We start from the raw sequence: 24,370 nt of genomic DNA, 5'->3' as shown, positions 1-24,370 counted from the left end.
AAAAGATAATCTCTTCTTTGGGGTAGGGCCTGGTCAATTTATATACTATTATCCTAGATATTGTATTAAAATAGATCCTAATCATCCTTTAGCTTTAGACCTAAGATCTACAACAACTACTCATAGTGTCTATTTTTACTTTCTTACAGGATGGGGAATTATTGGATCCTTTCTTTTCTTTTTTTGGCTTTTTCGCCAAATATACTTAGGTTTTAAATCTAATAAGAATTTTAGTAAAATATTAATTCTAAGTATGATTATGACTTTTATAGGACATGGACTTGTAGATGATATTTTCACTGTACATGTTCCTCTTTTAATTGGCATGTTACGAAATCAAAACCTTTATGAAACCTAAAATTCTTTATCTTCTTCCCTATTTTAATCTTGCGGGGACAGAGATCCATGTAGTAGAGCTCATAAAAGAGTTAAGAAAGGAATACGAAATATTAGTTGTAAGTCCAAGGGGAAAGGGTTTTGTTTTGTTAGAAGAAAATAAAATTCCATACAAAGAAATTCCTTTCTTATCTTTTTTCAATTTTCAAAAGTATAAGAAAATCTTAAAATTAACAATAGAGGATTTTAATCCCAACTTGATCCATATCCATGGAGCCCATGAATTAGTTTATATAAGTAAAAAGATTTCTCCTAATATTCCTGTCCTTTTTACCTGTCATGGTTATGCTACATCCTTTCCCTCTATAGATTATTTCTTATCAGCTTTCATAAATAATAAATGGGGAGATAGAGTAATTTGTGTCTCTGATTATGATAGAAGATTCTTAAGAAAGATGGGACTTTCTGAGAATAAATTAGTACTCATTCATAATGGGATATCAGAGACTTCAGAAAAATGGGATTTACCATTAAGAATCGATGGTTTTATTATAGGAACCGTTGCTCGTCTTTCTAAAAGTAAGGGAATAAACTACTTAATTTCTGCCTTTAGTATTGTAGAGAAAGACTACAAAGATATTAAATTGGTCCTTATTGGAGACGGAGAAGAAAGAAAAAATTTAGAAAAGCTAGCAGAAAAATTAAAAGTAAGGGATAAAGTTTATTTTTTAGGTTCCCTTCCCCATGCCAAATATTATATAAAAAATTTTAAAATCTTTGTTTTACCATCCCTTTCTGAATTTTTAAGCCTTTCCCTTTTAGAAGCCCTTTCTTTAAAAGTTCCTGTTATTGCGACAAGGGTTGGAGGAACTCCTGAAATTATAGAAGAGGGAGTTAATGGAATTTTGGTTCCTCCGAGGGACTCAAAAAGTTTAGCCCTTGCCATAGAAAAATTAATTAAAGATGACAACTTAAGGAAAAAATTGGCAGAGAAAGGATATGAAAGATTTTGTAAGGAATTTACTTTGGAAAGTATGATAGAGAAAACAAAAAATATTTATAAATATTTTCTTAATTCTTCTAGATAGACTTTATTTAAAAGAGCGGATAGAAAAATTTGGGAAAGGGTATGATATTTTCTCTTTTCTGCCCAATTCCACCATTTTTCTATATTTTTTTCATTTATTATTCCTCCTAGTCTCTGAATAAAATTTCCGATTTCATAAATTTTTCCAAGCTGTATCATCATCTTGACTTCTAAGGTAGGATGTTTTTTATAAAAATAAACAGCGGATCTTGCCCTTTCTTTCTCCTTATTGAGAAGATAAGAAAGATTCTTAAAATCAGGAGGAATACAAAGATGCCAGACAATCACTTCTTCAGATCTTATCACTTTAACCCCCATTTTTTTTAATCTTATTCCCAACTCCAAATCTTCCCATCCATAAAAGGAGAAATTTTCATCAAAAAAACCAGCTTTTATCAAGATATCTTTAGATATACTTGCATTACCTGTAGCAAAATAGGCAGAAGAAATATCTCTCAATTTAAACTTCTCCTCCCAGGGTTTTTCCCAATTATAGGTATTTATTACAGGTCCCTGAACCAATACATTAAAATTATTCTTTTTTTGGATTTCATAATGGTTTCTTAAAAAGTCATTTTTAACATATATATCGCTATCTATAAAAACTATTAATTTCCCCTGAGAAATTTTAAGAGCTAGATTTCTTGTATGTGCAGGTCCTTTTCTTTCGGAAGAATATATATATCTTAAATTTGGAAAATTATTATACTCTTCTATCAATTCTTTAGTTCCATCCAAGGAGCCATCATCGGAAACAATTACTTCATAGGGAAGAGAAAAATCCTGATTTAATATAGGAGGAAGAATTATTTTTAAAAGATTTCTTCTCTGATGGGTGGGTATAATAACACTTATTTCCATTATATTTTTATTAATTTCTTTATCCTAGGTCCCTGAGGAGTATCTTCAATTATATATCCTTTACTTTTAATCTCCTCTCTAATTTTATCCGCCTTTTCCCAATTCTTTTCTTTTCTTGCTCTTTCTCTTTCCTCTAACATTTCCCATATTTCATCGGGAACTTCAATCTTTATCTCTGGTGGATTATCAAGGGAAAGTCCCAATACTTTATCAAACTGAATTAATGTTGCCCTTTTTACTTCAGGTCTTATACTATCATCTCTAATAAGTTCCCAAAGAATTGAAATAGCCTTTGGCATATCTAAATCATCATTAATAGCCAAATGAAACTTTTCTTCATATTCTTTATGGAATTCTACATCAACCTTAGGGTATTTTTTTATATTTTCATATAATCTATTTAATGCTCTTTGGGCAGAATCTATAGCAATCCAGGTAAATCTTAAAGGAGATCTGTAATGGGCAGAAAAGCAGAAATATCTATAAGCTAAAGGATTATAACCTTTTTCTTCTAATACACTTAAGGTAATAAAATTTCCTTCAGATTTTCCCATTCTTTTTTCCCCAAGAACCAAAAATTCTCCATGAAGCCAGTAATTTGCCATAGGTTTTCCAAAAGCTGCTTCTGATTGAGCTATTTCGTTGGTATGATGAATAGGAATATGATCTACTCCTCCACAATGAATATCAAAGGGCTGTCCCAAATATTTTGTAGACATTACAGAACATTCGATATGCCACCCAGGAAATCCCACTCCCCAGGGAGAGTCCCATTCCATTTGTCTTTTTACATCCTTCGGAGAAAATTTCCAGAGGGCAAAGTCCCAGGGATTTTTCTTTTCTGGATTTACTTCAACCCTTGCTCCAGGGAGAATCTCTTCCAAACTTTGTCCTGCTAACTTCCCATAATCAGGAAATTTTGATGTGTCAAAATATATTCCATCAGAGGTCCTATATGTATATCCCTTTTCTTCTAAGATCTTTATAAGATATATAAAATCTTCTATGTGATCTGTTGCTTTACACCAGATATCAGGATCTAAAATATTTAATTTTTTAATATCTTCTTTAAAGGCATTTGTATAAAACTCTGCTATTTGCCAAGCATTTTTTTTCTCTTTTTTTGCCTCTAATTCAATCTTATCTTCTCCTTCATCTGCATCAGAAGTTAAATGTCCCACATCGGTTATGTTCATTACATGTTTCACTTTATATCCATTGTAAAGAAGAACTCTTTTTAAAACATCTTCAAAAATATAGGTTCTAAGATTTCCAATATGAGCATAATTATAAACTGTGGGACCACAAGTATACATACCCACGTAAGGTGGATTTATTGGTTTAAATATCTCCTTTTTTCTTGTCAAAGTATTATAAAGATATAACTCCATAGTATTAAGAATTATACCATAATTACTAATTTCCTGAAAAGGATAAAAGTCATTTAAGAACAGTATAACCTGAGTTACAGTTTAATAGCTCTAAATAAAGAGTGAAAAGGATCAATAAGAAAATCAAATAGGGAAGTTTTTTATTAACAAAGAAACTAAAGAGAAACTCTCAACAGAAATTTATGTTAATCTAACATTAGAGGTCTTTTTAATTTTTATACTTTTACCACTTGGAATTATAATAGTAATCTTTTAATAGATTGGATCAAATAACTGATATTGACTTTTTTAGTAAAGTTGCCTGGAGTTACCCTTTTCTCTGGGCCAAGGATTAGAATAAAAGACGACTCCTTTAATGATAAAGAATTTACTACTTTTATTGATAAACTAAAAGAAATTGTAAAAAAATAAATTCTTTTTTTGATATAATAATAAGCTGTGAAGTTGTTATTGGAAGTATTTTTACTATCTATGATACCTGTAGGAGAATGTAGAGCATCTATTCCCTATGGAATATATAAAGGACTCTCTCTTCCTGAAGTATTTTTAGCAAGCTTTTTAGGAAATACTCTTATGGGAGTCCTCGTATATACAGGCATAGATTTTTTAGGAAAAATATTACTCCATAGGGATCCTTTTAAAAAATATTATGAAGGATTTGTAAAAAATAAGCTAAATAAACTAAAAATATACCCTTCTGGTATTGTTTTTTCTATTCTAGTTTTTATTTCCATACCCCTTCCTGGAACAGGAGCCTTTACTGGAGCAATTTTAGCAAGGGTTTTAGGATTAACTTTAAAGCAATCCTTCATAGCTATATCCTTTGGAGTGTTTATTGCCTCTCTTATAGTTACTTTAATTACTTTATCGTCCCAAATTATATTTTAACTATCTTTTTTCCTCAATTCTGAAATAAAATCTTACATTAGAAATTGCTCCTGGGATTTTCCCTGCAAAATTGTAATTCTTTAATTTATTCTCCCAATTTTTTATCTTTTTCTCTACTTTCTCAAGAGAATTTATATTATCTTGTAGTTTTTCTATGCTTTGTTTAATATTCTTTTCCATATCGATAAGCCCTGGTAATTTCTTCCTCTCTATTTCTCCACCATAAAGCATAGTATTCATAAGTTCTTCTATTTTTTGTATTCCTTGAAGGGAAGTATTTATAAGATTTAGGGCTTTTTGACTCTCAAAGGAAAGATCACTTATAAAATCTCCTATCTCTTTTACTTCCTTTGCAAAGTTATTCTTCTCTATTTCAAATCTTACTTCTTCTGCTATATCTAATGCCTTCTTCCAATCTTCTTCCTCTTTTTCCTTTGCCTTCTCTTTAATAAAATTATAAAGTTTTAAAAAATTCTGGGGATAACTTTCAAGCTCCTTTGATATTATGTAAGCTTTGTTTTGATATTTTACGAGGGTAAAGGGAAGAGTTAAAAATTCTTGAGGAATATTAATATTTTGAGAATTGAGATTATCTAAAATGCCCTTTAAAATTTTTTGATGAGCTTGATTTAATAAAAGAAATCCTTCTAAAGCATCCAAGAAAGCTTTCCCTTGATTTTTCATGGAAAGATCTAAAGGAGGAAGAGAGGGAAGAGCAGTAAAGGTAAAAGCAGGAATCCTTAATTTTTCTCCCCTTAATAATAATTTAATTTTTCCCTCGGGAATAGGATAGGTAAATCCAGTAAGTCTCACGGTCTTTCCAAGAACCATGACCATAAAATCCTCAGGATTTTTTAAAAGAAAATCATCTGCAGAAAATTCACAGGACATAACTAATCTAAAGGGTAAATCTTCAAGGGTTTTTATCTTTACCTCTATTTCCAAGTCTCCTTTTTTTCCTATAAATTCTTCAGGTTTTGATATTTTCCCATTATATTTATAACTAATTTTAAAATCTAAAGGAAGCTTTTTATTTAAGGATGCAGTAAGATATAAATTTTTTTGTCCCTTTGAATCTCCTGATATTCTTATACTCTGAGAATTAATGCTGATTTGAGTATCTTCGTTATATAATTTTGCATTTTTTAAATACCTTCCTTCCTTTACTATAGAAAATCTCCCCCTTCCCCTTATCTCTATCCAATTTACAAGATCAACTCTTCTTACCTTTCCATCATAATTTAATAATACATATATACTCTCATCATTTCTTACAGTTATTCCTGAAGAAGAACTTATACTTAAAATCATTAAAAGAAAGATCAAGATTATAATTCCCTTTTTCACTTCTTATGCCTCCTTTCTTATAAATCCAAACTTATCTAAAATAGGATCAATTACTGTCAAAAGAGGTACCACAAAAAAGATAACAAAAATTACACTTATCAAAGCACCTCTGCTTATAAGCATGGCAAGATTCTTTGCCATAAAAATATCAGAAAAAATTCCCAAAGGAAGAGAAATCAAGAACATGGTTCCTGCACTATTAATGATACTATTTATTCCTCCAAGGGCAAACCTTGCAGAAGAAAATCTATCAAGACCTTTTCTTTTAGCTTCTAAGTATCTTGAAGTTATAAGTACTGCATAATCTATGGTGGCACCAAGCTGGATGGCACATATGAAGAGATTAGAGGAAAAGAATAGGAATCCATAAATAATATAATCTATAAATAAATTTATGGTAATAGCCATTTCAATGGTAAATACAAGAAAAATGGGAATAGGAAGGGAAAGAAAAGACAAAGCAATTATTAAGAATATAGAGATTATGGAAATTATATTTACCTTCTCTAAATCCTTTGTGGTTATATTTTTCAAGTCATAATTTAGAACAGGAATGCCAGTAATTTTTACATTAAATCTATCTTCTATTTTTTCTCTTATCTCCTTTGTGAATTCGTAAGACTCATTGGTGCCATAGTCTATTAGGGTATCTACTGAGATATAGGAAAGCTTTCCCTTTAAGAAACTTTCCTTTATATTTAAAGGTATCATGTAAGATGGAAGAAGATAATCTACCATAGCATAATATCCCATAATTCCTGATACCTTTTCATTATCTCTCAAAATTTTTACTATTTTTTGCCAATTTAGAGGATCTTCTTCTCCTATAATAAATATGGTAGACCTTTTATTGAACAAATCTTCTAATTTTCTTTGCCCTATAATAGAAGGTACATTTTCAGGAAGTCCCCTAAGAATTTTATAATCCATAGGAAACTTAGGTATTAAAAATAATGATATGGCTCCTAATATAAAAAGTGCAAAAAAGAAGTATCTTTTTTGGAGTATAAAATTGGAAAGTCTTTCTCCTGATAATCTTAATACTCTTCTTTTTGAGTGATACCATTTATTGTGAAAATGATAAAAAAGTACAGGAAGGAGGGTAATAGAAAGAATAAAAGAAATAATTACGCCTCTAATAAGAATAAACCCTAAGTCCTTTCCTAAGCCAAATTTCATAAGGGTCATGGCCCAAAATCCAGCAATAGTGGTTCCTGCACTGGCAATTATACTCCTAGCTGTGGATTTTATCGCCTCCCATCCTGCATCCTCTTTACTCCTTTTTTCTGATTCCTCTTCATATCTGTGATAAAGAAAGATAGCGTAATCCATGGTAACACCCATCTGAAGAATTCCCACAATCATTCGAGATATAAAACTTATCTCCTCTCTAAAAATAACTGATATTGCTGTGTTTATAAGGATAGATAAGAAAATATTGTAATAAATAATAAAAGGAACATACATGGAAGGGAAAATAAGAAAGAGAAAGATAATAACAAATAAACTTCCAATAAATAAATATTTTATGGTTTCTCTTTGAGTAATATCACTTAAGTCCTGAGCTATTGCTACATTTCCCGTAAAAAAACTGTTCTTAGGAAGTAATTTTTTAATCTCTTTTCCAGCCTTTTCTGTAAGAGGACTCTGGGAAGGTTCTGAAAAGGATATCCTAAGAAGAGTATATCCTCCTTTTATAAAATTTTCTTTTATACTTTGTTCCCAGAAATATTCGGGGAGAAAAATATCCTGAAGGTCTGAAACCCATGATACCTTTGAAACTCCATTTATTTTTGATATTTCCCTCTTTAATTTTTCTACCTCTTCAATATCTTTAAAAGATATTAAAACATAGGCCTCTTCTCCTACTTTAAAGATATTTCTCAGCATATTTAAGGCTTTTACGGAAGATACATCCTGAGGGAGAAGGGAATACAAATCATAATTAATCTTTAAGAATAAGTTCAAATAGAGAGAAAGGATAAAAATTATAATAGATAGGATAAATATAAACTTAGAATTTCTAAAGGCAAAAATATAAAACCTTCTCATCTTTTCACCTTCCTTAAGTTGATAAATTTATTATCTTCTCTGCAAAATAATGAGCCATATTCATGATGCTTTGGATATTTGGGGGATGATTTTCCTTTAAACTATGATGTAATATTCCATATACTCCGTAGAGAATAAAAGTTGCCATATTTTTACTATCAATGCTTTTATCCTTCTTAATTTTCTCGATAAGTTCAGAAAGGGGAGCTATTAACCCATCAAGGATTTTAAAGGCTATTTTTACCCTTAAAGGAAAATATTGAGAAGTAAAATATAAATCAGAAATAGATTTAAGATCATCAAAAGCTTTTATAATTTCTTTTACAACACTATTATATTTTTCTGCTATAGATAAGCTTTCATCCTGAAAAATCTTTGAAAGCCTTTTTATATAATTTTCCCCATAATAATGGATGGCAGACTCAAAAATTTCTTCCTTAGAAGAAAAATAATAATAAAACATGCCAGGAGATCCTTTTACCTCTCTTAAAATATCTCTAATCGATGTCTTTTCATATCCCTTTGTAAGAAAAAGTTTTAGGGCAGTCTCTATAAATTCCTTCTTTCTAATTTCTGGTTCCTTACTAATTCTCAATTCTAATCACCTCTTTTTCGAACGACGTTCGTTCAGTTAAAAATTAAATATTAAATCTTTATGTCTCTTTTCTCAAAGGATAGAAGAGAAATCATTAACAGAATTAAAATAAAAGAAATAATTACAATTAGATGGGGGAAATAAATACCTTTTTTAAGAGGATTGTCTCCTCCATAATAATAAAACAAAGATATAAACCTAAATCTTCTTATAAGAGAACTAATATTGGATAAGGCATTTATTAGGTAAGATATTACTGCAATGACAGAACTTATGGCAATACTTTTTCCTCTATTTCCCGTTATACATCCCATAGAAAAAGCTAAACTTCCAAAGGATAAACCTAATAATCCCAGCATGATCTCCGATTGCAAGATCTTAATAACATTAATATTTATTTTGTAAAGGAAAATACTTATTAAGAATCCAATATAAGAAAAGATAAGAACTAAAAATATAATAAAGGTCATAGCTAAGAACTTTTCTAATACAATTCTTGACCTTGATATGGGATTTGAGAGAAGAAGATCCATAGTTTTTCTCTCCTCTTCTCCAGCAATGGCATCACTTCCTAAGGCAATACTTAGGATAATAATCAATAGAGGAGCTACCATATAGAAAAACTCAGGATTTAAAAATCCTTCAGGAGTAGTGAATTCTAAAATATTCTCAGAATTTATTCCAAATAATTTTAAAAAAGGCATATCCGAAAATAATTTTATATAATTAATAATTACTTCATTTTCAGAGCTAAAAGTTGGATACAATGATAGAATGAAAAAAGCATATATAAGAAACCCTGTACACCAGCCTAATATAGTCCTTTTTCTGTCCCTTAAGGTTTTTCCAAAGATACTTTTAAGCCCCATTTTTACTCTCCCCATAAAAGGACATAAATATTTCCTCAAGACTTGGTTCATGGCTAATGATATTTATAACTTCAAATTGACTGGATCTTTTAATAACTGGATCTAAAGATCCAATTACGGTAAACTTTATTATATTATCTTCCTGAGTTAGCTCTTTAATTCCAGGAAGATTTGAAAAATATTCTATAGGTACTTTCTCAGAAAAATGTATTTCAACTCTTCTTAACGCTTTCTTCTTTAAATTTTCTATCTTTTCAATGGCTACAATTTTACCTTCTTTAATAATTCCAACCCTATCACAAATTCTTTCTACTTCTGGAAGAATGTGAGAGGATAAGAAAAAAGTGCTCCCATCTCTTCTAAGCTCAGAAATCAATTTATAGAATTCCCTTTGAACAAGAGGATCTAAACCCAATGTGGGCTCATCCAATATATAAAGAGAGGGTCTATGAATAAAGGCTTGTAATAAACCAATCTTTTGTTTATTTCCATGAGATAGAGTTCCTATAGGTTTTAAAAGATCACAATTAAATCTCTCAGAAAGCTCTTCCATAAATTTAAAATCAATTCTTCTTCTCAGATTTCCCATATAGATTAAAAATTCTTTCCCTGTTAAATTATCATATAATGATAACTCTCCAGGTAAGTAACCTATCTTTGCCCTTATACTCTTTTCCTTATTTACATCTTTCCCAAATATTAAAGCTTTCCCTCTTGTGGGTTTTATAAGGTCTAATAATAATCTTATTGTTGTGGTTTTTCCTGCTCCATTAGGACCAAGATAGCCAAAAATTTCTCCCTCATAAATTTCCAGATTCAAATCTATAACTCCTCTGTATTTTCCATAGTATTTTGTTAAATTCTTGGTCTCTATAATAATCATTTCTTATTAGATGCTGATATTTTAATAATTAAATATAGAATTCCCATAAAAAATACAAAAAGGGATATAATTTGGAGATTAAAAAAGGCAAATATTATAGATAAAGCAAGGATAAATCTATAATAAGAAAAAACTTCTAAGGATGCTCTTCTTACATAATTCAAAAGGGTATGAATAGAAAGAAGTCCTACAATAAAGGAGATTATAGTTCCATAGAAAATCAAAGAAAATTCCTTACTGCCTTCCTTTACTAAATCTATAAGCTTAAAAAACACTGCACCTCCAATTATAGGAAGGGATAAAAAAAAGGAAAATTTAGTTGCAGATTCTCTTTTTAATCCTGTAAACATACCTCCCGCTATGGTAGATCCTGATCTTGATACTCCTGGAAATAGAGATAATACCTGCCAAAAACCAATAACTAGCGCTTTTTTATAATCAAGATCTTCTATTTCTAAATTTTTCCCTGATTGTTTTTCTAAAAGTAGAAATACTACTCCAAAAGAAATAACACCTAATAAAATAACCCATATAGAAAAAGAATAAGTTTGGGGTTGGGAAATCTTTTCTACAATAGGATCAAGTAATAATCCCAAAAACCCAGCAGGTATGGTAGCAATAAGAATTAATCCTAATAATCTTCTTTTTTCTCCACCTTTGAATAATCCCATTAAAATCTCTATCCAATCTTTTATAAAATAAAAAAGAACTGCTAAGAAGGTACCAAGATGGATTCCCACATTAAAGGTAAGTCCAAAATCTGGTACTTTGGCAAAATATGGAATCAATATCAAATGAGCAGTACTACTTATAGGTAAAAACTCTGTTATTCCCTGAACAATACCTAAAATAATTATCCAAAATTCCATATTATCCTCCCTTTATTTTCCCACACAAAAATTCTCAAAAATCTTATCAACTATATCAATAGAAACTTCCTCTCCCAAGATATTACCAAAGATTTTTTCTATCTCAAAAAGATTCTCCGCCAAAACATCCATACCCCAAAGGGGTTTTTCAAGAATCTCTAGGGATTGAGATAAAAGATCATAAGACTTCCTTAATTCTTGAAGATGATAGGTATTGAAAAATAGAACATCAAGAGATTCCTCTTCTTTTATATGATTTACTATAATTTCTTCTAACAAACTTAGTCTTTCCCTGGTTAAAGTGGATATATAAATTTTAGGTACATTTGGAAATTTCTCTTCTAATTCTCTTTCTTTAATTTTTATCTCAAGATCTATTTTATTTAAAACTAAGATAATTTTTGCATCCTCTCTATATACTTCTTTAAATAATTCTTCATCTTCTCTTTTTAAAGGCTCGGAAATATCGATCAAAAAAAGTATTAAATTAGCCTTTTTAATTATCTCTTGAGTTTTTTTAATTCCAATAGCTTCAATTTCATCCTTTGGCTCTCTAATTCCTGCAGTATCAAACAATCTTATGAGGTATCCTGATAGGATTAACTCACCTTCAATATAATCCCTTGTGGTACCAGGAATTGGTGTTACTATAACTCTTTCTTCTCTCATTAATGCATTAAATAAGCTTGATTTTCCCACGTTAGGTCTTCCCACAAGAACTACTCTATATCCTCCCTTAAGCCATTCTCCCCTTTCCGCCCTTTCAATAAGATTTTTTACCTTTTCTGATAAATTTTTTAAAGAATTAGTCCACTCTTTTCTCTCTAAATCACTAACATCTTCTGGAAAATCTAAAACTGCCTCTAAGTATATTCTCAATCTTTCAACTTCCTTCTTTATCTCTTTTAAAATTTTCGATGATTCTCCCTCTAATTTTCTAATAGCAATATCTAAAGATTTTGAGCTTCTTGCATAAATAATATCTAAAATTCCTTCCGCCTGTAGAAGATCGATTCTTCCATTTAAAAAGGCTCTTTTTGTAAATTCTCCCTTTTCTGCGAGTCTTGCTCCTTTATTTAAGATAAGATTTAAAATTTCTTGTAAGGGGATAGGCCCTCCATGAGCATATATTTCTACCATATCTTCTCTTGTATAGGTATTTGGTGCTTTTAAAATCGCTACCATAACTTCATCAATAATTCTTTTCCCATCAGAAATTTTTCCATAATGAAGAGTATGAGAGGGAACTTTACTTATATCCTTTTTCTTTTTAAAAGGAATAAAAATATCCTTAACAATGGAAATCACATTGGGGCCTGAGAGACGAATCACACCTATCCCACTATGTCCCAGAGGAGTGGATATAGCAACTATATCATCACTTAGATATTTCTTCATTCTTCCCTTGGAGCTATGATTACTCTTCTTTTAGGTTCTTCTCCTTCACTATAGGTGTAGACAAAGGGATCTTCTTGTAAAGCTATATGTATGATTCTTCTTTCCCTTGCTGGAAGAGGATTTAAAGCTATCTTTCTTTTTTCTTCCTTTACCCTTTTTGCTATTTTCTTCGCTAAATTTATAAGTTGAAATTCTCTTCTTTCTCTGTAATGATCAATATCCAATGTAATTATTTCCTGTATCCCTAATTTTGCACCATATAATCTCAAGATAAATTCAAGGGCGGATAAAGTTCTTCCATTATATCCAATAATCCTACCTAAGTTTTCCCCTTCAACGCTAAATAAAATGTTATTATCTTTTTTTATCTTTTTAATTCTAACTTTTAATTCCATTCTTTTCAAAATATTTTTTAAAAATTCTTCTAAAATATCATCAGCTTTCTTTTTTATTCGAGCGTAAACTCTATAGGGTTTAGCTCCAATTCCTAAAATTCCCTCTTTTCCTATTTCTAAAATCTCATATTCTATTTCTTCTAAAGGAACTTCTAGAATAAGCTGGGCCTTCTTTAAAGCTTCTTCTAAAGTTTTTCCCTCAGTTTCCACCTCTTTCATATTATTAGCCTCCTAAATGAAGCTTCACTACTATAAACTGTTGAAGTAGTTGGAAAAGATTAGAAGTAAACCAGTAAAGCATAACCCCTGCAGGTATATTAAAAAAGTAGAACATACCTGTAAATAATACAGACATAATAATATTATTTAGTTCCTGTTGTTTTCTTGCCTCGGGAGAAGCGGGAAAAGCAGTTATTTTTCCTGAAAAATACTGGGTTACTCCCATAAGAAGTAAAAGGAGAACATCAGGCTTTGTGAGATCAGAGATCCAAAGAAAGGTAGGGGTAGTCGCATATTTATAACCTACAAGTAATTGATAAAGGGCAATGAGAATGGGAAATTGAAGAATTAAAGGTAAACATCCCATAGCAGGATTTATTTTATATTGTCTGTAGAGAAGCATAATTTCTCTATTTAGAGCTTGGGGATCATCTTTAAATTTTTGTTGAAGTTTTTGAATCTCGGGTTGTATCTTTTGCATAAGAAGAAGGGATTTAAGCTGGGCTTGAACCAAAGGGTATAAAATAATTCTAACAAAAATAACCAAGAAAATTATGGCAAGTCCATAATTATTAGTCCAAGAATAAAAAAATTCCAATATTTTTCCTAAGATATCCACTAAAAATTGTATCATTCTTTTTTCCTCCTATTTAATTTTTCTTTTCTTATATATTCTGGAACAGGATCAAAGCCTCCTGGATTAAAGGGATGACATCTTAGTATTCTTTTAATTCCCAGAAGCCCTCCTTTTAAAATCCCATATCTTTCAATGGCAGTTAAAGTATATGTGGAGCATGTGGGATAAAATCTACAGGAATGAGGAAGAGCTGGAGATATAAAATATTTATAAAATTTTATTAGAAGAATTACTACTTTTTTCAACATCTTTAAAAATATTAGCATTCTGCCATATTTTTTTTAGAATTTTCTCCATTTCCCAGAAATTTTTAATTATTCTATCTGAGGGTTTTATAATCACAATCATCTCCACATCATCGACAAGATAAGGTCTATTCAATCTATAAACTTCCCTTACTAATCTTTTTAATCTATTTCTCACTACTGCAGATCCTACTTTTTTATTAACAATTATCCCTATTTTTCTAACATCACTTCCCCTTCTTATATATACCATAAAAGGAGGAAAGGTATAGACCCTTCCCTCCTTTATGATTCTTTTAAAATCCTTCTTCTTTTTGAGTCTTTCATGTTTTGGAAAGGAAAATAAACTCAATTATACCGCCAATCTCTTTCTTCCTTTTGCTCTTCTTCTTTTTAAAACTCTTCTTCCACCAGGAGTTCTCATTCTTCTTAAAAATCCATGAACTCTTTGTCTATGATGTTTCTTTGGCTGATAAGTCCTTTTCATTTTACCTCTCCCTCTATTCCTAAATTTAATACAAAGGTAATATTAACAAAAATGGATATAATCGTCAAGGTTCAAACTTTATTGTAGGAATTTCTCCACCCTTTATTATCTTTAAATTTTCGGGTAAAGATTTCAATTTAGTCAATATTCTTTCTCTAACTTTATCTACGTTTTCCATATCTCTTACTATCTTTCCTTTCTCTATGAGAGGTTTTAATAAGGGTTCATATCCTGGTAATATCTCAGATTTAAAAAGGCGAATTATATCATTATAATTTTTATCTCTTAAAACTTGCTTTCTTCCTGGCATATTCCCTGATTTTGCCCTTGGTTCTCCATCTACTTCTACAATTTTTAATGCAAAATCTATAACAGGAGCGTTAGCTACTCTCGTTCCAACCCCAAAGGCATCTACTAAATCTCTATATTTCTCTATCTCATATTCATCTAAACCACCACTGAGAAAAATCATAATATTTTCATATCCCCTTCTCTTAAATTCCCATCTTATGTCTTTAACAAGATAAATATAATCTTTACTATCTAATCTTACTCCTTGTAGCTTTGAACCCAAAGCTTCTAGAGCAGAAATAGATTCAACTATAGGAGACCCAAAAGTATCTATTAGAGCAATTCTTGGAATTTTCTCATCTACATACTTATCAAAAGCAATGAAAGCGGATTTATCATCTCCAATTACAAGAATTAATGCATGGGGCATAGTTCCTACAGGATTTTTCCCTAAATATTCTGCTCCAAGGACATTGGATACTCCATCAAATCCACATACATAGGTGGCATATTCTACAGTAGGAGCTAAAAAAGGATGTTGACGTCTTGTTCCAAAACTATAGATCTTTTTATCCTTCGCAGAAATTCTTATTCTTGCAGATTTTGTTCCTATTCCTGATAAAAAAGAAACAAACCCTAATATGGAAGTTTCATATCTTGCAAAATCTTTATATCTACCCATAACTTGGATAACAGGTTCATAAGGAAAGAATATCTCTCCTTCTTCCATGGCATAAACATCAATAGGCAAACCCTCAAGAAGTTTTGCAACTTCAAAAGCACCTAAAAAAACCCCAAAAAGATAATTTTTATCAGGAAAAGATTTAGTAAAAAGTTCCATTACCACGTAGGGATTTTTACCAAGACCCTCTAAGACCTCTTCAGTTCTTATAAAATAAGCATCAGTCGCTAATCCCCTTTTTATCTCTTCAGGTTTTGCAACCAAAAAATCATTCACCTTTTTTCCACCTCTCCTTTACTACATCAGAAGTTATAATCTCAGCACCATGAATTTCCTTCATATACTTTAAAGCTCTATCATGTTCCTCGGGAACAAAAGATGCTACTGCATCAGATACCACTACAATTTTAAATCCTCGATAAAATCCATCAGCAGAGTTATGAAGAACACAAATATGGGTACTTGTTCCTGTTAGATATAAAGTACTAATATTTAAATTCTTTAATTTTTTCTCAAGATCTGTTTCAAAAAAACCACTATAAACTTTCTTTTTTATTATATAATCTCCTTCCTTTGGAGAAAGCTCAGAAATTATTTTTGAGCCTTCTTCTCCCTCCATAGCATGTTCGCCCCAAAGAGACATTTCAGGATCATTTTTAGAATGCGTATCCACAAGATAAAAGATAGGAATATTATTTTCCCGTGCAGAATCTATGAGATCCTTTATTTTAGGAACTATTCCTTGAGCATAAGGATTTCCAAATTTACCGTATACAAAATCAAATATCATATCAATTATTAAAAGAGCTGATCTCATCTTTTCACCTCCATATTAAAAGGGATGGGATTAATCCCATCCCTTTTAAAGCAAAAATCCCAAAAACTTTAACTATTTTTTTCCTTTTGTGAAATACCAAATTAAGAGTATTATTACTACAATTATTATTACCCACCAATACCAAGCCATACTTATTCCTCCCTTCTAAAAAATAAGGGATTACCTTCTTTTTAAGAGTTTAAACCTATTCTCCAACTATGTCAACCCAAACTTTCCTTACCCTTGGGCCATCAAACTCTGCAAGAAATATTCCCTGCCACGTTCCTAATTTTAATCTTCCATTTTGAATAAAAGCTACCACCTGATTCCCAAGAATAGTGCTTTTTATATGTGCAGGAGCATTTCCTTCCGCATGAGAATAATTCATGCTCCAAGGAATTAATTTCTCAAGAGTGTTTAGAATATCCCTCACAACACTAGGATCATAATTTTCATTTATAATGACCCCTGCAGTAGTGTGGGGAATAAAAATAAAGCATCTTCCTTCTTTTACATTACTTTTCCTAATACAATCCTCAATTTTTTCAGTAATATCTACTAAAGCAGTCTTTGAAGGTGTAGAGACTGTAAATTCAAAGAACAAATCTAAAACCTCCTTCCCAATTTATATTTTAAAGGTATAATTATTATAGATGAAAAAACAAATAAAACAAAATAAACAAATGTTCCCTGGAGGTGAAAATAATGGGAGACCAATGGAAGGGTCCTTTAGAAAAGATAGATGATTACAGGTATAGAATACCTGAGAATTATAAACCTTTTATGAAGGTTCCTGGGATTATTTTTGCAGATGAGAAACTTATTAAAGATATTGTTCAGGATCAGTCTCCTGAACAGGTAGCAAATGTAGCAAGTCTTCCTGGAATAATTTCTGCGTCCCTTGCTATGCCTGATATTCATTGGGGATATGGCTTTCCCATTGGTGGAGTTGCTGCTATGAAAAAGAAAGGAGGAGTTATATCTCCTGGTGGAGTAGGTTATGATATTAATTGTGGGGTAAGACTAATTAGAACTAACTTATCAAAAGAAGAAGTGGAACCTAAATTAAAGGAATTAGTAGATGCTCTTTTTTCTGCTATTCCCGCAGGAGTAGGATCCGAAGGAGAGTTAAGAGTAAAAGGTAAGGAATTAGATGAAGTCTTAGCCTATGGAGCAAGCTGGGCTGTAAAACAAGGTTATGGCTGGAAGGAGGATCTTAATAGAATAGAGGAAGGAGGTTATCTAAAATTTGCAAATCCTGATAAAGTATCCAAAAAAGCAAAGGAAAGGGGAGAGTTCCAATTAGGAACCTTAGGTTCGGGAAATCATTTCTTAGAGGTTCAGGTGGTAAGTAAAATTTTTGAGCCTGAAATTGCGGATAAATTAGGATTATTTCCTAACCAGATTGTGATAATGATTCATACAGGATCTCGAGGTTTGGGACATCAGGTCGCCGAAGACTATATTAGAGTGATGACCCAAGCTATGAATAAATATGGAATTAATGTTCCTGATAGACAATTGGCATGTGCTCCCTTTGATTCTCCTGAGGGACAGGATTACTTTCAAGCTATGTGTTCTGCTGCAAATTTTGCTTGGGCTAATAGGCAGATGATTACCCATTGGGTAAGAGAAACAATGGAAAAAGTATTTAAGATGGGAGCAGAAAAACTAGGATTAAAGTTAATATATGATGTTGCTCACAATATTGCAAAATTAGAAGAACATATAGTAGAAGGTAAAAAGGAAGAGGTTATTGTTCATAGAAAGGGAGCAACTCGTGCCTTTCCCAAAGGACATCCTGATATTCCTGAAGAGTATAAAGATATTGGACAGCCCGTTATAATTCCAGGAGATATGGGAAGATCTTCCTTTCTCCTTATTGGTCTTCCTAAAGCTATGGAGATTGCTTTTGGCTCTACCTGTCATGGTGCAGGAAGAACTCAAAGCAGAAGACAGTTATTAAGAAGTGGAAGAAAAGCCGCAGATATTGAGAGGGAACTCTTGGAAAAAGGAATTATTATAAGAGCAGCATCTAAAGCTTCCATAGTGGAGGAAGCGTCAGAAGCATATAAAAATGTTGTAGATGTGGTAAATGTAGTCCACAATGCTGGATTATCTTTAAAAGTAGCCCAGATGAAACCTATAGCAGTAATAAAAGGGTGAGATATCTTCTCACCCTTTTATTTTAGAAATTCTTTTCTTTTCATAGCATGAAGGGCTAAGGTTAAAGCAATAATTCCATAAGCTATAAAAACTCGAAAATATTCTCCAACCTGTGGCTGTCCAAATAGTTTTTGTCCTGCTTGAGGAGAAATTATGAATAAAGTATGAAAAAGAAAAGTTCCTAAAATTGCATTTAACACAGTAGCCCTTTGTACTGAAGCACCTCCTACTAAAAGTGCTGCTATTGAAAATAAACCAACTTGTTCATGACTGGAATAGGTATTCATAGTACCAAGATTCTGAAGAAAAATCAACTGTCCTATAGAAGCTAAGACTATTGATATAATTGTTGCTAGTATTCTGTTTTTATCTACATTAATCCCATAGACTAAAGAGATATGAGGATCCTGTCCTATTGCTCTAAACTCTTGTCCTAACTTTGTTTTTAGGAAAAAATTTATACTAATAGCTAAAAAAGCAATAAGTATAAAGGTAGAAAGAGGAACATTAATAAAATACTCCCCTAAGAAAAATTTTATTCTCCACAGAGAATCAATGGAATATTGAAGATTATGTAGATCTACGACACTTCTTACTCCCCATCCTTGAGAAAGAAGCAATATAGGATTTCGAAAAGGAATAAGGGAGCCTGCTAAAAAAAGAAAAATAAATTGATAAATACCATTAGCGAAGAATCCTGCAATAAAACCTGTAATCATTTCTCTTCCCTTTGCTATGTTAAAGAGTTTTCCTACTAAAAAACCAAAAAATATTGCCAAGGGAAAAGCCATAAAACATGCCACAATAAAAGCTATAAACCCTGTAAGACCTAATTCTACTGATATCATAGCACCTATTTGTCCTGCCATAGCTCCAATAACTATTGCAAAATTTAGTCCTAAACCTACAACTACAGGAATTATTAAGGATAGTACTAAAAAGGTGTTTCTTGCCATTCTAATAATAATATCATTCAGAAAAATAGGTAAAGGAATTTCTGAAATCCATAAACCTAATAAGGATATGATTAAAAAAACAAAAGGTACAGGATAAGATGTGAGGATTTTTATTATCTTCTTGATTTTAATCACCACCTCTTCTGGTTAGTGCATAAAGAATCATTCCATTACTAATTATCACTCTTAAAACTTCGGTTATATCTCCTGCCTCTCCAGAGATTGCTACCACTTGAGTTATGACCGGTAATGTTATTGTAAGTAACGATTGAAAAAGAAAAGTACCTACAACTACATTCATTATATTTGCTTTTCTAAGAGTAGCACCTCCTATTAAAATACAAGCTATTGCTGGAAATGCCATCATTAAAGGTGCAGTATATAATTGGACAAAACCAAAACTCTGGGCATAAACTATTATCCCAAAACTCCCTAAAATAGTAGAAAGAATAATAGAAAATCTTCTAAGTTTATCTATGTTCATTCCTGATGCCTTTCCAAAAATAGGATTAGAGCCTATAGTACTTATAGCTATACCAATCCTTGTTTTGAAAAAGAAAGAAGTTAATAAACATAAGAGAAAGAAAATAAGAAAAGTTCCTGTAGGAATTTTTATTCCCATTATACTAAAAGATAGAACTCTATCTAGAAGTTGCGATGTTTCCGAAGGTAATACTAAAGTATATCTAAGACCTGATCCACCAATCGCCCATATTAGAGAAGGGTTTTTAAAAGGAGCTAAAAGCCAGAAAGAACACATTAAAGAAACTATTGCAAAGCCAACATAATTTCCTACCATCATTTCTTGTCCTTTTACTTTATTTAAAAGAGTACCATAAAGATGTCCTGCTAAAAAGGCTAAAATTCCTCCTATAGTAAAGGAAAAAATTAAGTAATAAAATCCAATAAGGTTATACTCTAATCCTAAAACTAACCCCACTAAACCACATATAATTCCTACTGGTAATCCAAAATTAAGCCCAATTCCTGCCTTAATTGGAGGTAGTAACGCTAAAACCAATAATGCATTTCTTCCTACCCTTACTAAAGAATCAGATATTAGTCTTCTTACGTCCATTCCTAATATTAGAGCAAGAAAAAGAAGAACAACTAGAAAGGATAAAATAATAAGACGAGGAATACCAAAGTTTTTTATAAGAAAATTTATTTTTTCTTTCATGATCTCACCTTTAGTCCAGACATAGTTAAACCAAAATCTGCATCAGAAGCAAAAGGAGAAAGTATATCTGCAATTTTTCCCTGATGAACAATAGCGATTCTATCTGAAATCGCCTTAAGTTCCTGGAGCTCTGATGATGTAAAGACAATTGTCATTCCTAATTCTTGATTAAATTTTACTAAAAGCTCCAAAACCTTTTGTTTTGCTCCCACATCAATCCCTCTTGTGGGTTCTGAAACAAATAAAATTTCAGGCTCTAATGTTAAAGCCCTTGCTATGCAGACTTTTTGTTGATTTCCTCCACTTAAACTTCTCACTAATTGTTGAGGTCCAATACATCTAATATCTAAATCTTTAATCATCTTTAAAGCCCATTCCCTTAAAGATTTGGAGTCTAAGTATCTAATTCCTAAAAATTCCTTAGAAAACCTTCCTTTTATATAGAAAGCGGTAATACCTATATTCAATTCCAAGGATTCATCCAACATCAACCCTACCCCTCTTCTATCTTCAGAAAGAAAAGCCATACCTTTCGTTAAAAATTCTAAGGGATCATTAAGAGTAAAATCCTTTCCCTTGAACTTTACTTCTCCTTTAGCAGGATAAAGCCCAGCTATCCCGTTAGCTATACCAACTTTTCCATGTCCTGCTAAGCCACCAATACCTAAAATTTCTCCCCTCTTTACTTCTATGTCTACACCTCTTACTCTCTCACCTGGCATATCTACATAAAGATCTTTTATTTTTAAAATAACCTCTCCATCAGAAGGGTTTTTCCTTTTTACTCCAATATCTAATTTCATCTTTCTTCCTACCATAAGTTCTGCTAATTCTAAAACATTAGTTTGGGAACTTAATTTCTCTGCAACCTTTTCTCCATCTCTTAATACTATTATTCTGTCGGATAATTTTATTACTTCATCTAATCTATGACTTATAAATATTATTGAGATCCCTTTCTTAGCTAAGTTTCTTATAATTTCTAGAAGTCTTTCCGCTTCTGATTCTGTAAGTACAGCAGTAGGCTCATCAAAAACTAATAACTCTAAATTGTTATTTTTTGCTTTATCTACCTCCCTTGCAATCTCTACAAATTGTTTATATCCAACTGGTAAACCAATTATTGGCAAAAGCTCATCAATTCCTAATCCAATTTCTTCTAGTGCTTCTCTTGAATCTCTTCGCATTAAAGGAATATTTAAGGTTTCTAATTTAGGGCTCTTCATAATCTGAGAGAAAATATTTGGTCTTGTTAATTCTCTATTTAACTTAATATTTTCAAAGACTGTAAACCCTGGAATTAACATAAATTCCTGATGGATCATTCCAATACCTAAATCCATAGCATCCTTAGGACTTTTTATATCTACTTTTTTTCCTTTTAAATATATTTCTCCTTCAAATCCTCCGGTATCAAAGATTACAGGCATGCCAAATAGTATATTCATAAGTGTAGACTTTCCTGCACCATTTTCTCCTACAAGTCCTAATATTTCTCCTTTTTCTAATCTTATATTTAGATTTTTAAGAACATAATTACCATAAAATTCCTTTGATATATTTCTAAATTCAAGCATTTTCTCTACTCCTTAACAACTATGAGGAGCTAAAATTAGGATTTCCCAATCTTAGCTCCTCATTATTAATAATATCCTTGGAAAATGAAATTAAAAAATTTAAAAGACAACAGAACCTAATACTACTAAGTATAGTTGACCTGCCTCTTTATATTTATTAACAGTAACAGGAACTCCAGCATTCTTAACAAGAAAAGATCTTATTAAAGTCATATCATTCTTCTTTGCTCTTCCTTCTGCTACTGCTACTAAATAGTCCACAGCAGTTAAAGTATTAACTATGCTTACAGGAGCTGGCCAAGTTGCAAATCTGCCACTTCCACCTCTTTCTGCTATAGCTTTCCTGATTTGTTCTAAAATATAAGGCATATCTCCTTTTTTCTCAGGTGGTATCTTAATTCCCAATGCTCCTGGATATCCATGGGTTGGACTGGGACAGCATTGTTCTACAAAAATTCCACCATGTTGCAATATAGCCTTAATTAATGGCTCTTGCATTCCACAGTTTGTACTAAATAGGGCTGTTTTAGGACCATATTTAGCTATTTGTCTTGGTACATCTTCAAGAATAAACTGTTGAGCCGCAGGAAGACCACCCTCACCAAGAGGATCTGGAGCGGTAACAAAAACAAACTGAATACCTTGAGCTTTACATTCTTCTTCCATAATTCTTCTTCTTTCAGCTAACAATGGATAAGACATATGTCTTGGGAAGGAATAGTGAATAAATACCTTTGCTCCCATCTTCTTTGCCTGTCTGATTATAGATCTTCCACGATATCTTTGGTCAGGATCAAGAGCAAAATCAGTCTCTTTATTCACCATTTCTGGATCCTCATGGGGACTTACAAAACCAATGAGAATATCAGGTCTCATCTCTCTTACCTTTCTTAGTCCTGCTAAAGATCCAGGGACTGCTTGGGCTATCACAATAACTTTTACATTGGGATCTGCAGCAAGACCCGTAATAAGTGAAATAGTTGTTTCTTGTTCCGCCATAAAATTATCAGGATAGGTTCTATGAATTACCCTTTCTGCTCCATATTTTGCTACTACTCTTTCTGCTGCTCTATATTCATCTTCGCCTTGGGCTACAGTTCCTGTAATAATTCCAATTTTTATTTTCCTTGATTGTCCTGAAACCATAGTAAAGATTAAAAGGAGAATTAAAGAAATTAGAAGGGTTAATCTAAATACTCTTTTCATAATTTTACCTCCCTGAAAATTTTTCTCCATTATAACATCAAAGACAGCCCAATTCTATGATGTATTCCTCCAATTCCTAGAGAATAAAGAAGAGCATAATCAATCTTCCATTTTCCATCAGGACTTCTAAACCCCAAACCAAAAGTTGGAGAGTCTATATTCCAACCTAATCTAAGATATATAGGATCAAAGAAATATTCTAATCCCACGTGATAATTTAAACTAGGAAAATCTAAGTCTAGAGCAAGAATAAATTTAGAAGATTGATAGGATAATCCTACTTTAAAGCAATTCTGAAGTCTTTCTTCATAAACATTTTCCCCATCATACCAAGTTAAGGAAGAAAATAGATTTTGAGCAGAAAATCCCAAGTTAAAATTAGAAAATAGTCTTAGAAGAATACCTAAATCCACGCTCCATCCATCCCCTTTATAGGGAGAGGGCATGTTTATCCACAATTTTTTAAGATTAATTCCTAAAGCTAAATTTTTTATTCCCATAAAATCTAAAGTTTTTGCTGCAGAATATGCTAATTGATTCTCTACATATAATATTCCTAGATCTTCCGAAGGAGAAATACGGGTATAAAAAACTCCAGAAGCCCAAAGCCCCGTATCAGGCACTCCAAAGGCAATATAAGATGAAGATATATACATTTCTGTTCCAAATCCTAAACTTTCAGTGGTCAATGGTAAATAATTATAAGAAATGCTAAATTGTGAATTCAAAAGACGAGAGATAGTTGCAGGATTAAAGATAATTCCATCTATACTTCCTTCAATAGCACAAAAGGCATTTCCCATACCTAAAGCGCGAGGATTCCATCCAAAAGTAGGACCTGTAGAAGAAAAAGCTCCATATATCTCCTGAGCAAAGGATGGAATAATAAGAAAAAGAATTAAAAATAAGAAAATTAATCTTTTCATAGTAAACCTC

At 31.6% G+C, this 24,370-nt stretch carries 26 protein-coding genes; 4 read left to right on the top strand and 22 right to left on the bottom strand.

Features of this window, described 5'->3' with window-relative positions:
- Both NZ841_07700 and NZ841_07695 read left to right on the top strand, forming a co-directional pair.
- On the top strand, nt 1-358 hold a 358-nt coding region (locus tag NZ841_07700; protein MCS7202641.1), incomplete at its 5' end, for an O-antigen ligase domain-containing protein.
- Nucleotides 348-1,424 (top strand): glycosyltransferase family 4 protein, encoded by a 1,077-nt coding sequence (locus NZ841_07695; protein ID MCS7202640.1) that lies wholly within the window; start codon nt 348-350, stop codon nt 1,422-1,424. The genes NZ841_07700 and NZ841_07695, both read left to right, overlap by 11 nt.
- On the opposite strand, the gene NZ841_07690 is transcribed toward NZ841_07695, so the two are convergent.
- Entirely contained in the window at nt 1,394-2,284 is an 891-nt protein-coding gene (locus NZ841_07690; protein MCS7202639.1) for a glycosyltransferase, read from the bottom strand. The genes NZ841_07695 and NZ841_07690 overlap by 31 nt on opposite strands.
- On the bottom strand, nt 2,284-3,675 hold the full coding sequence (cysS, locus tag NZ841_07685; GenBank protein ID MCS7202638.1) for a cysteine--tRNA ligase: 1,392 nt from the start codon (nt 3,673-3,675) through the stop codon (nt 2,284-2,286). Before cysS ends, NZ841_07690 begins: the two co-directional genes overlap by 1 nt.
- Before the next feature lie 450 nt (nt 3,676-4,125).
- Here cysS and NZ841_07680 point away from each other — a divergent pair, with 450 nt between their 5' ends.
- Nucleotides 4,126-4,563, top strand: coding sequence for a small multi-drug export protein (locus NZ841_07680; GenBank protein MCS7202637.1), 438 nt, complete (start codon nt 4,126-4,128; stop codon nt 4,561-4,563).
- Here the strand turns inward: NZ841_07680 and NZ841_07675 are convergent, their stop codons facing one another.
- From NZ841_07675 to NZ841_07605, 15 genes are all read right to left on the bottom strand, one after another.
- Nucleotides 4,564-5,910, bottom strand: coding sequence for a hypothetical protein (locus NZ841_07675; GenBank protein ID MCS7202636.1), 1,347 nt, complete (start codon nt 5,908-5,910; stop codon nt 4,564-4,566).
- A 3-nt stretch (nt 5,911-5,913) separates the two neighbouring features.
- Nucleotides 5,914-7,962, bottom strand: coding sequence for an efflux RND transporter permease subunit (locus NZ841_07670; GenBank protein MCS7202635.1), 2,049 nt, complete (start codon nt 7,960-7,962; stop codon nt 5,914-5,916).
- 13 nt (nt 7,963-7,975) lie between these two features.
- On the bottom strand, nt 7,976-8,557 hold the full coding sequence (locus tag NZ841_07665; protein ID MCS7202634.1) for a TetR/AcrR family transcriptional regulator: 582 nt from the start codon (nt 8,555-8,557) through the stop codon (nt 7,976-7,978).
- A 50-nt stretch (nt 8,558-8,607) separates the two neighbouring features.
- The gene (locus NZ841_07660; protein ID MCS7202633.1) at nt 8,608-9,426 is read right to left on the bottom strand and encodes an ABC transporter permease; all 819 of its coding nucleotides are present in this window, start codon (nt 9,424-9,426) and stop codon (nt 8,608-8,610) included.
- Nucleotides 9,416-10,309: an ABC transporter ATP-binding protein gene (locus NZ841_07655; GenBank protein MCS7202632.1), complete on the bottom strand. Its 894-nt coding sequence runs from the start codon at nt 10,307-10,309 to the stop codon at nt 9,416-9,418. The genes NZ841_07660 and NZ841_07655 overlap by 11 nt, the downstream gene beginning before the upstream one ends.
- Nucleotides 10,306-11,178 (bottom strand): undecaprenyl-diphosphatase UppP, encoded by an 873-nt coding sequence (gene uppP / locus NZ841_07650; protein MCS7202631.1) that lies wholly within the window; start codon nt 11,176-11,178, stop codon nt 10,306-10,308. Before uppP ends, NZ841_07655 begins: the two co-directional genes overlap by 4 nt.
- A gap of 12 nt (nt 11,179-11,190) precedes the next feature.
- Nucleotides 11,191-12,576: a tRNA uridine-5-carboxymethylaminomethyl(34) synthesis GTPase MnmE gene (mnmE, locus tag NZ841_07645; GenBank protein ID MCS7202630.1), complete on the bottom strand. Its 1,386-nt coding sequence runs from the start codon at nt 12,574-12,576 to the stop codon at nt 11,191-11,193.
- Nucleotides 12,573-13,190, bottom strand: coding sequence for a Jag N-terminal domain-containing protein (locus tag NZ841_07640; GenBank protein MCS7202629.1), 618 nt, complete (start codon nt 13,188-13,190; stop codon nt 12,573-12,575). The genes mnmE and NZ841_07640 overlap by 4 nt, the downstream gene beginning before the upstream one ends.
- A 4-nt stretch (nt 13,191-13,194) precedes the next feature.
- On the bottom strand, nt 13,195-13,824 hold the full coding sequence (locus tag NZ841_07635) for a YidC/Oxa1 family membrane protein insertase (protein MCS7202628.1): 630 nt from the start codon (nt 13,822-13,824) through the stop codon (nt 13,195-13,197).
- Nucleotides 13,821-14,075 carry a membrane protein insertion efficiency factor YidD gene (yidD, locus tag NZ841_07630; GenBank protein MCS7202627.1) on the bottom strand — a complete coding sequence of 85 codons (255 nt, stop codon included), beginning with the start codon at nt 14,073-14,075 and terminating at the stop codon, nt 13,821-13,823. Before yidD ends, NZ841_07635 begins: the two co-directional genes overlap by 4 nt.
- Nucleotides 14,035-14,424, bottom strand: a complete 390-nt coding sequence (rnpA, locus tag NZ841_07625) for a ribonuclease P protein component (GenBank protein MCS7202626.1) — start codon at nt 14,422-14,424, stop codon at nt 14,035-14,037. The genes yidD and rnpA overlap by 41 nt, the downstream gene beginning before the upstream one ends.
- Nucleotides 14,425-14,559, bottom strand: coding sequence for a 50S ribosomal protein L34 (gene rpmH, locus NZ841_07620; GenBank protein MCS7202625.1), 135 nt, complete (start codon nt 14,557-14,559; stop codon nt 14,425-14,427).
- A gap of 64 nt (nt 14,560-14,623) precedes the next feature.
- On the bottom strand, nt 14,624-15,808 hold the full coding sequence (locus NZ841_07615) for a nicotinate phosphoribosyltransferase (GenBank protein MCS7202624.1): 1,185 nt from the start codon (nt 15,806-15,808) through the stop codon (nt 14,624-14,626).
- Nucleotides 15,801-16,349: a cysteine hydrolase gene (locus NZ841_07610; protein MCS7202623.1), complete on the bottom strand. Its 549-nt coding sequence runs from the start codon at nt 16,347-16,349 to the stop codon at nt 15,801-15,803. Before NZ841_07610 ends, NZ841_07615 begins: the two co-directional genes overlap by 8 nt.
- A 205-nt stretch (nt 16,350-16,554) precedes the next feature.
- Nucleotides 16,555-16,953, bottom strand: coding sequence for a secondary thiamine-phosphate synthase enzyme YjbQ (locus tag NZ841_07605; GenBank protein ID MCS7202622.1), 399 nt, complete (start codon nt 16,951-16,953; stop codon nt 16,555-16,557).
- Nucleotides 16,954-17,132: 179 nt separating this feature from the next.
- On the opposite strand from NZ841_07605, the gene NZ841_07600 reads away from it, so the two are divergent.
- Nucleotides 17,133-18,515, top strand: coding sequence for an RtcB family protein (locus NZ841_07600; protein ID MCS7202621.1), 1,383 nt, complete (start codon nt 17,133-17,135; stop codon nt 18,513-18,515).
- Nucleotides 18,516-18,532: 17 nt separating this feature from the next.
- Here the strand turns inward: NZ841_07600 and NZ841_07595 are convergent, their stop codons facing one another.
- From NZ841_07595 to NZ841_07575, 5 genes are all read right to left on the bottom strand, one after another.
- Complete coding sequence (locus NZ841_07595; GenBank protein ID MCS7202620.1) at nt 18,533-19,606, bottom strand: hypothetical protein; 1,074 nt, start codon at nt 19,604-19,606, stop codon at nt 18,533-18,535.
- Nucleotides 19,599-20,651: a hypothetical protein gene (locus tag NZ841_07590; protein ID MCS7202619.1), complete on the bottom strand. Its 1,053-nt coding sequence runs from the start codon at nt 20,649-20,651 to the stop codon at nt 19,599-19,601. Before NZ841_07590 ends, NZ841_07595 begins: the two co-directional genes overlap by 8 nt.
- Nucleotides 20,648-22,228: a sugar ABC transporter ATP-binding protein gene (locus tag NZ841_07585; protein ID MCS7202618.1), complete on the bottom strand. Its 1,581-nt coding sequence runs from the start codon at nt 22,226-22,228 to the stop codon at nt 20,648-20,650. Before NZ841_07585 ends, NZ841_07590 begins: the two co-directional genes overlap by 4 nt.
- A 99-nt stretch (nt 22,229-22,327) precedes the next feature.
- Nucleotides 22,328-23,434: a DUF3798 domain-containing protein gene (locus tag NZ841_07580; GenBank protein MCS7202617.1), complete on the bottom strand. Its 1,107-nt coding sequence runs from the start codon at nt 23,432-23,434 to the stop codon at nt 22,328-22,330.
- 29 nt (nt 23,435-23,463) lie between these two features.
- On the bottom strand, nt 23,464-24,360 hold the full coding sequence (locus NZ841_07575) for a hypothetical protein (GenBank protein ID MCS7202616.1): 897 nt from the start codon (nt 24,358-24,360) through the stop codon (nt 23,464-23,466).
- Nucleotides 24,361-24,370 lie beyond the last annotated feature (10 nt).

This window comes from Dictyoglomus sp. (genome assembly GCA_025060475.1).
Lineage (GTDB): Bacteria > Dictyoglomota > Dictyoglomia > Dictyoglomales > Dictyoglomaceae > NZ13-RE01.
Note: the sequence above shows the minus strand (reverse complement) of the source record. Positions and strands in the feature narration are given on the sequence as shown.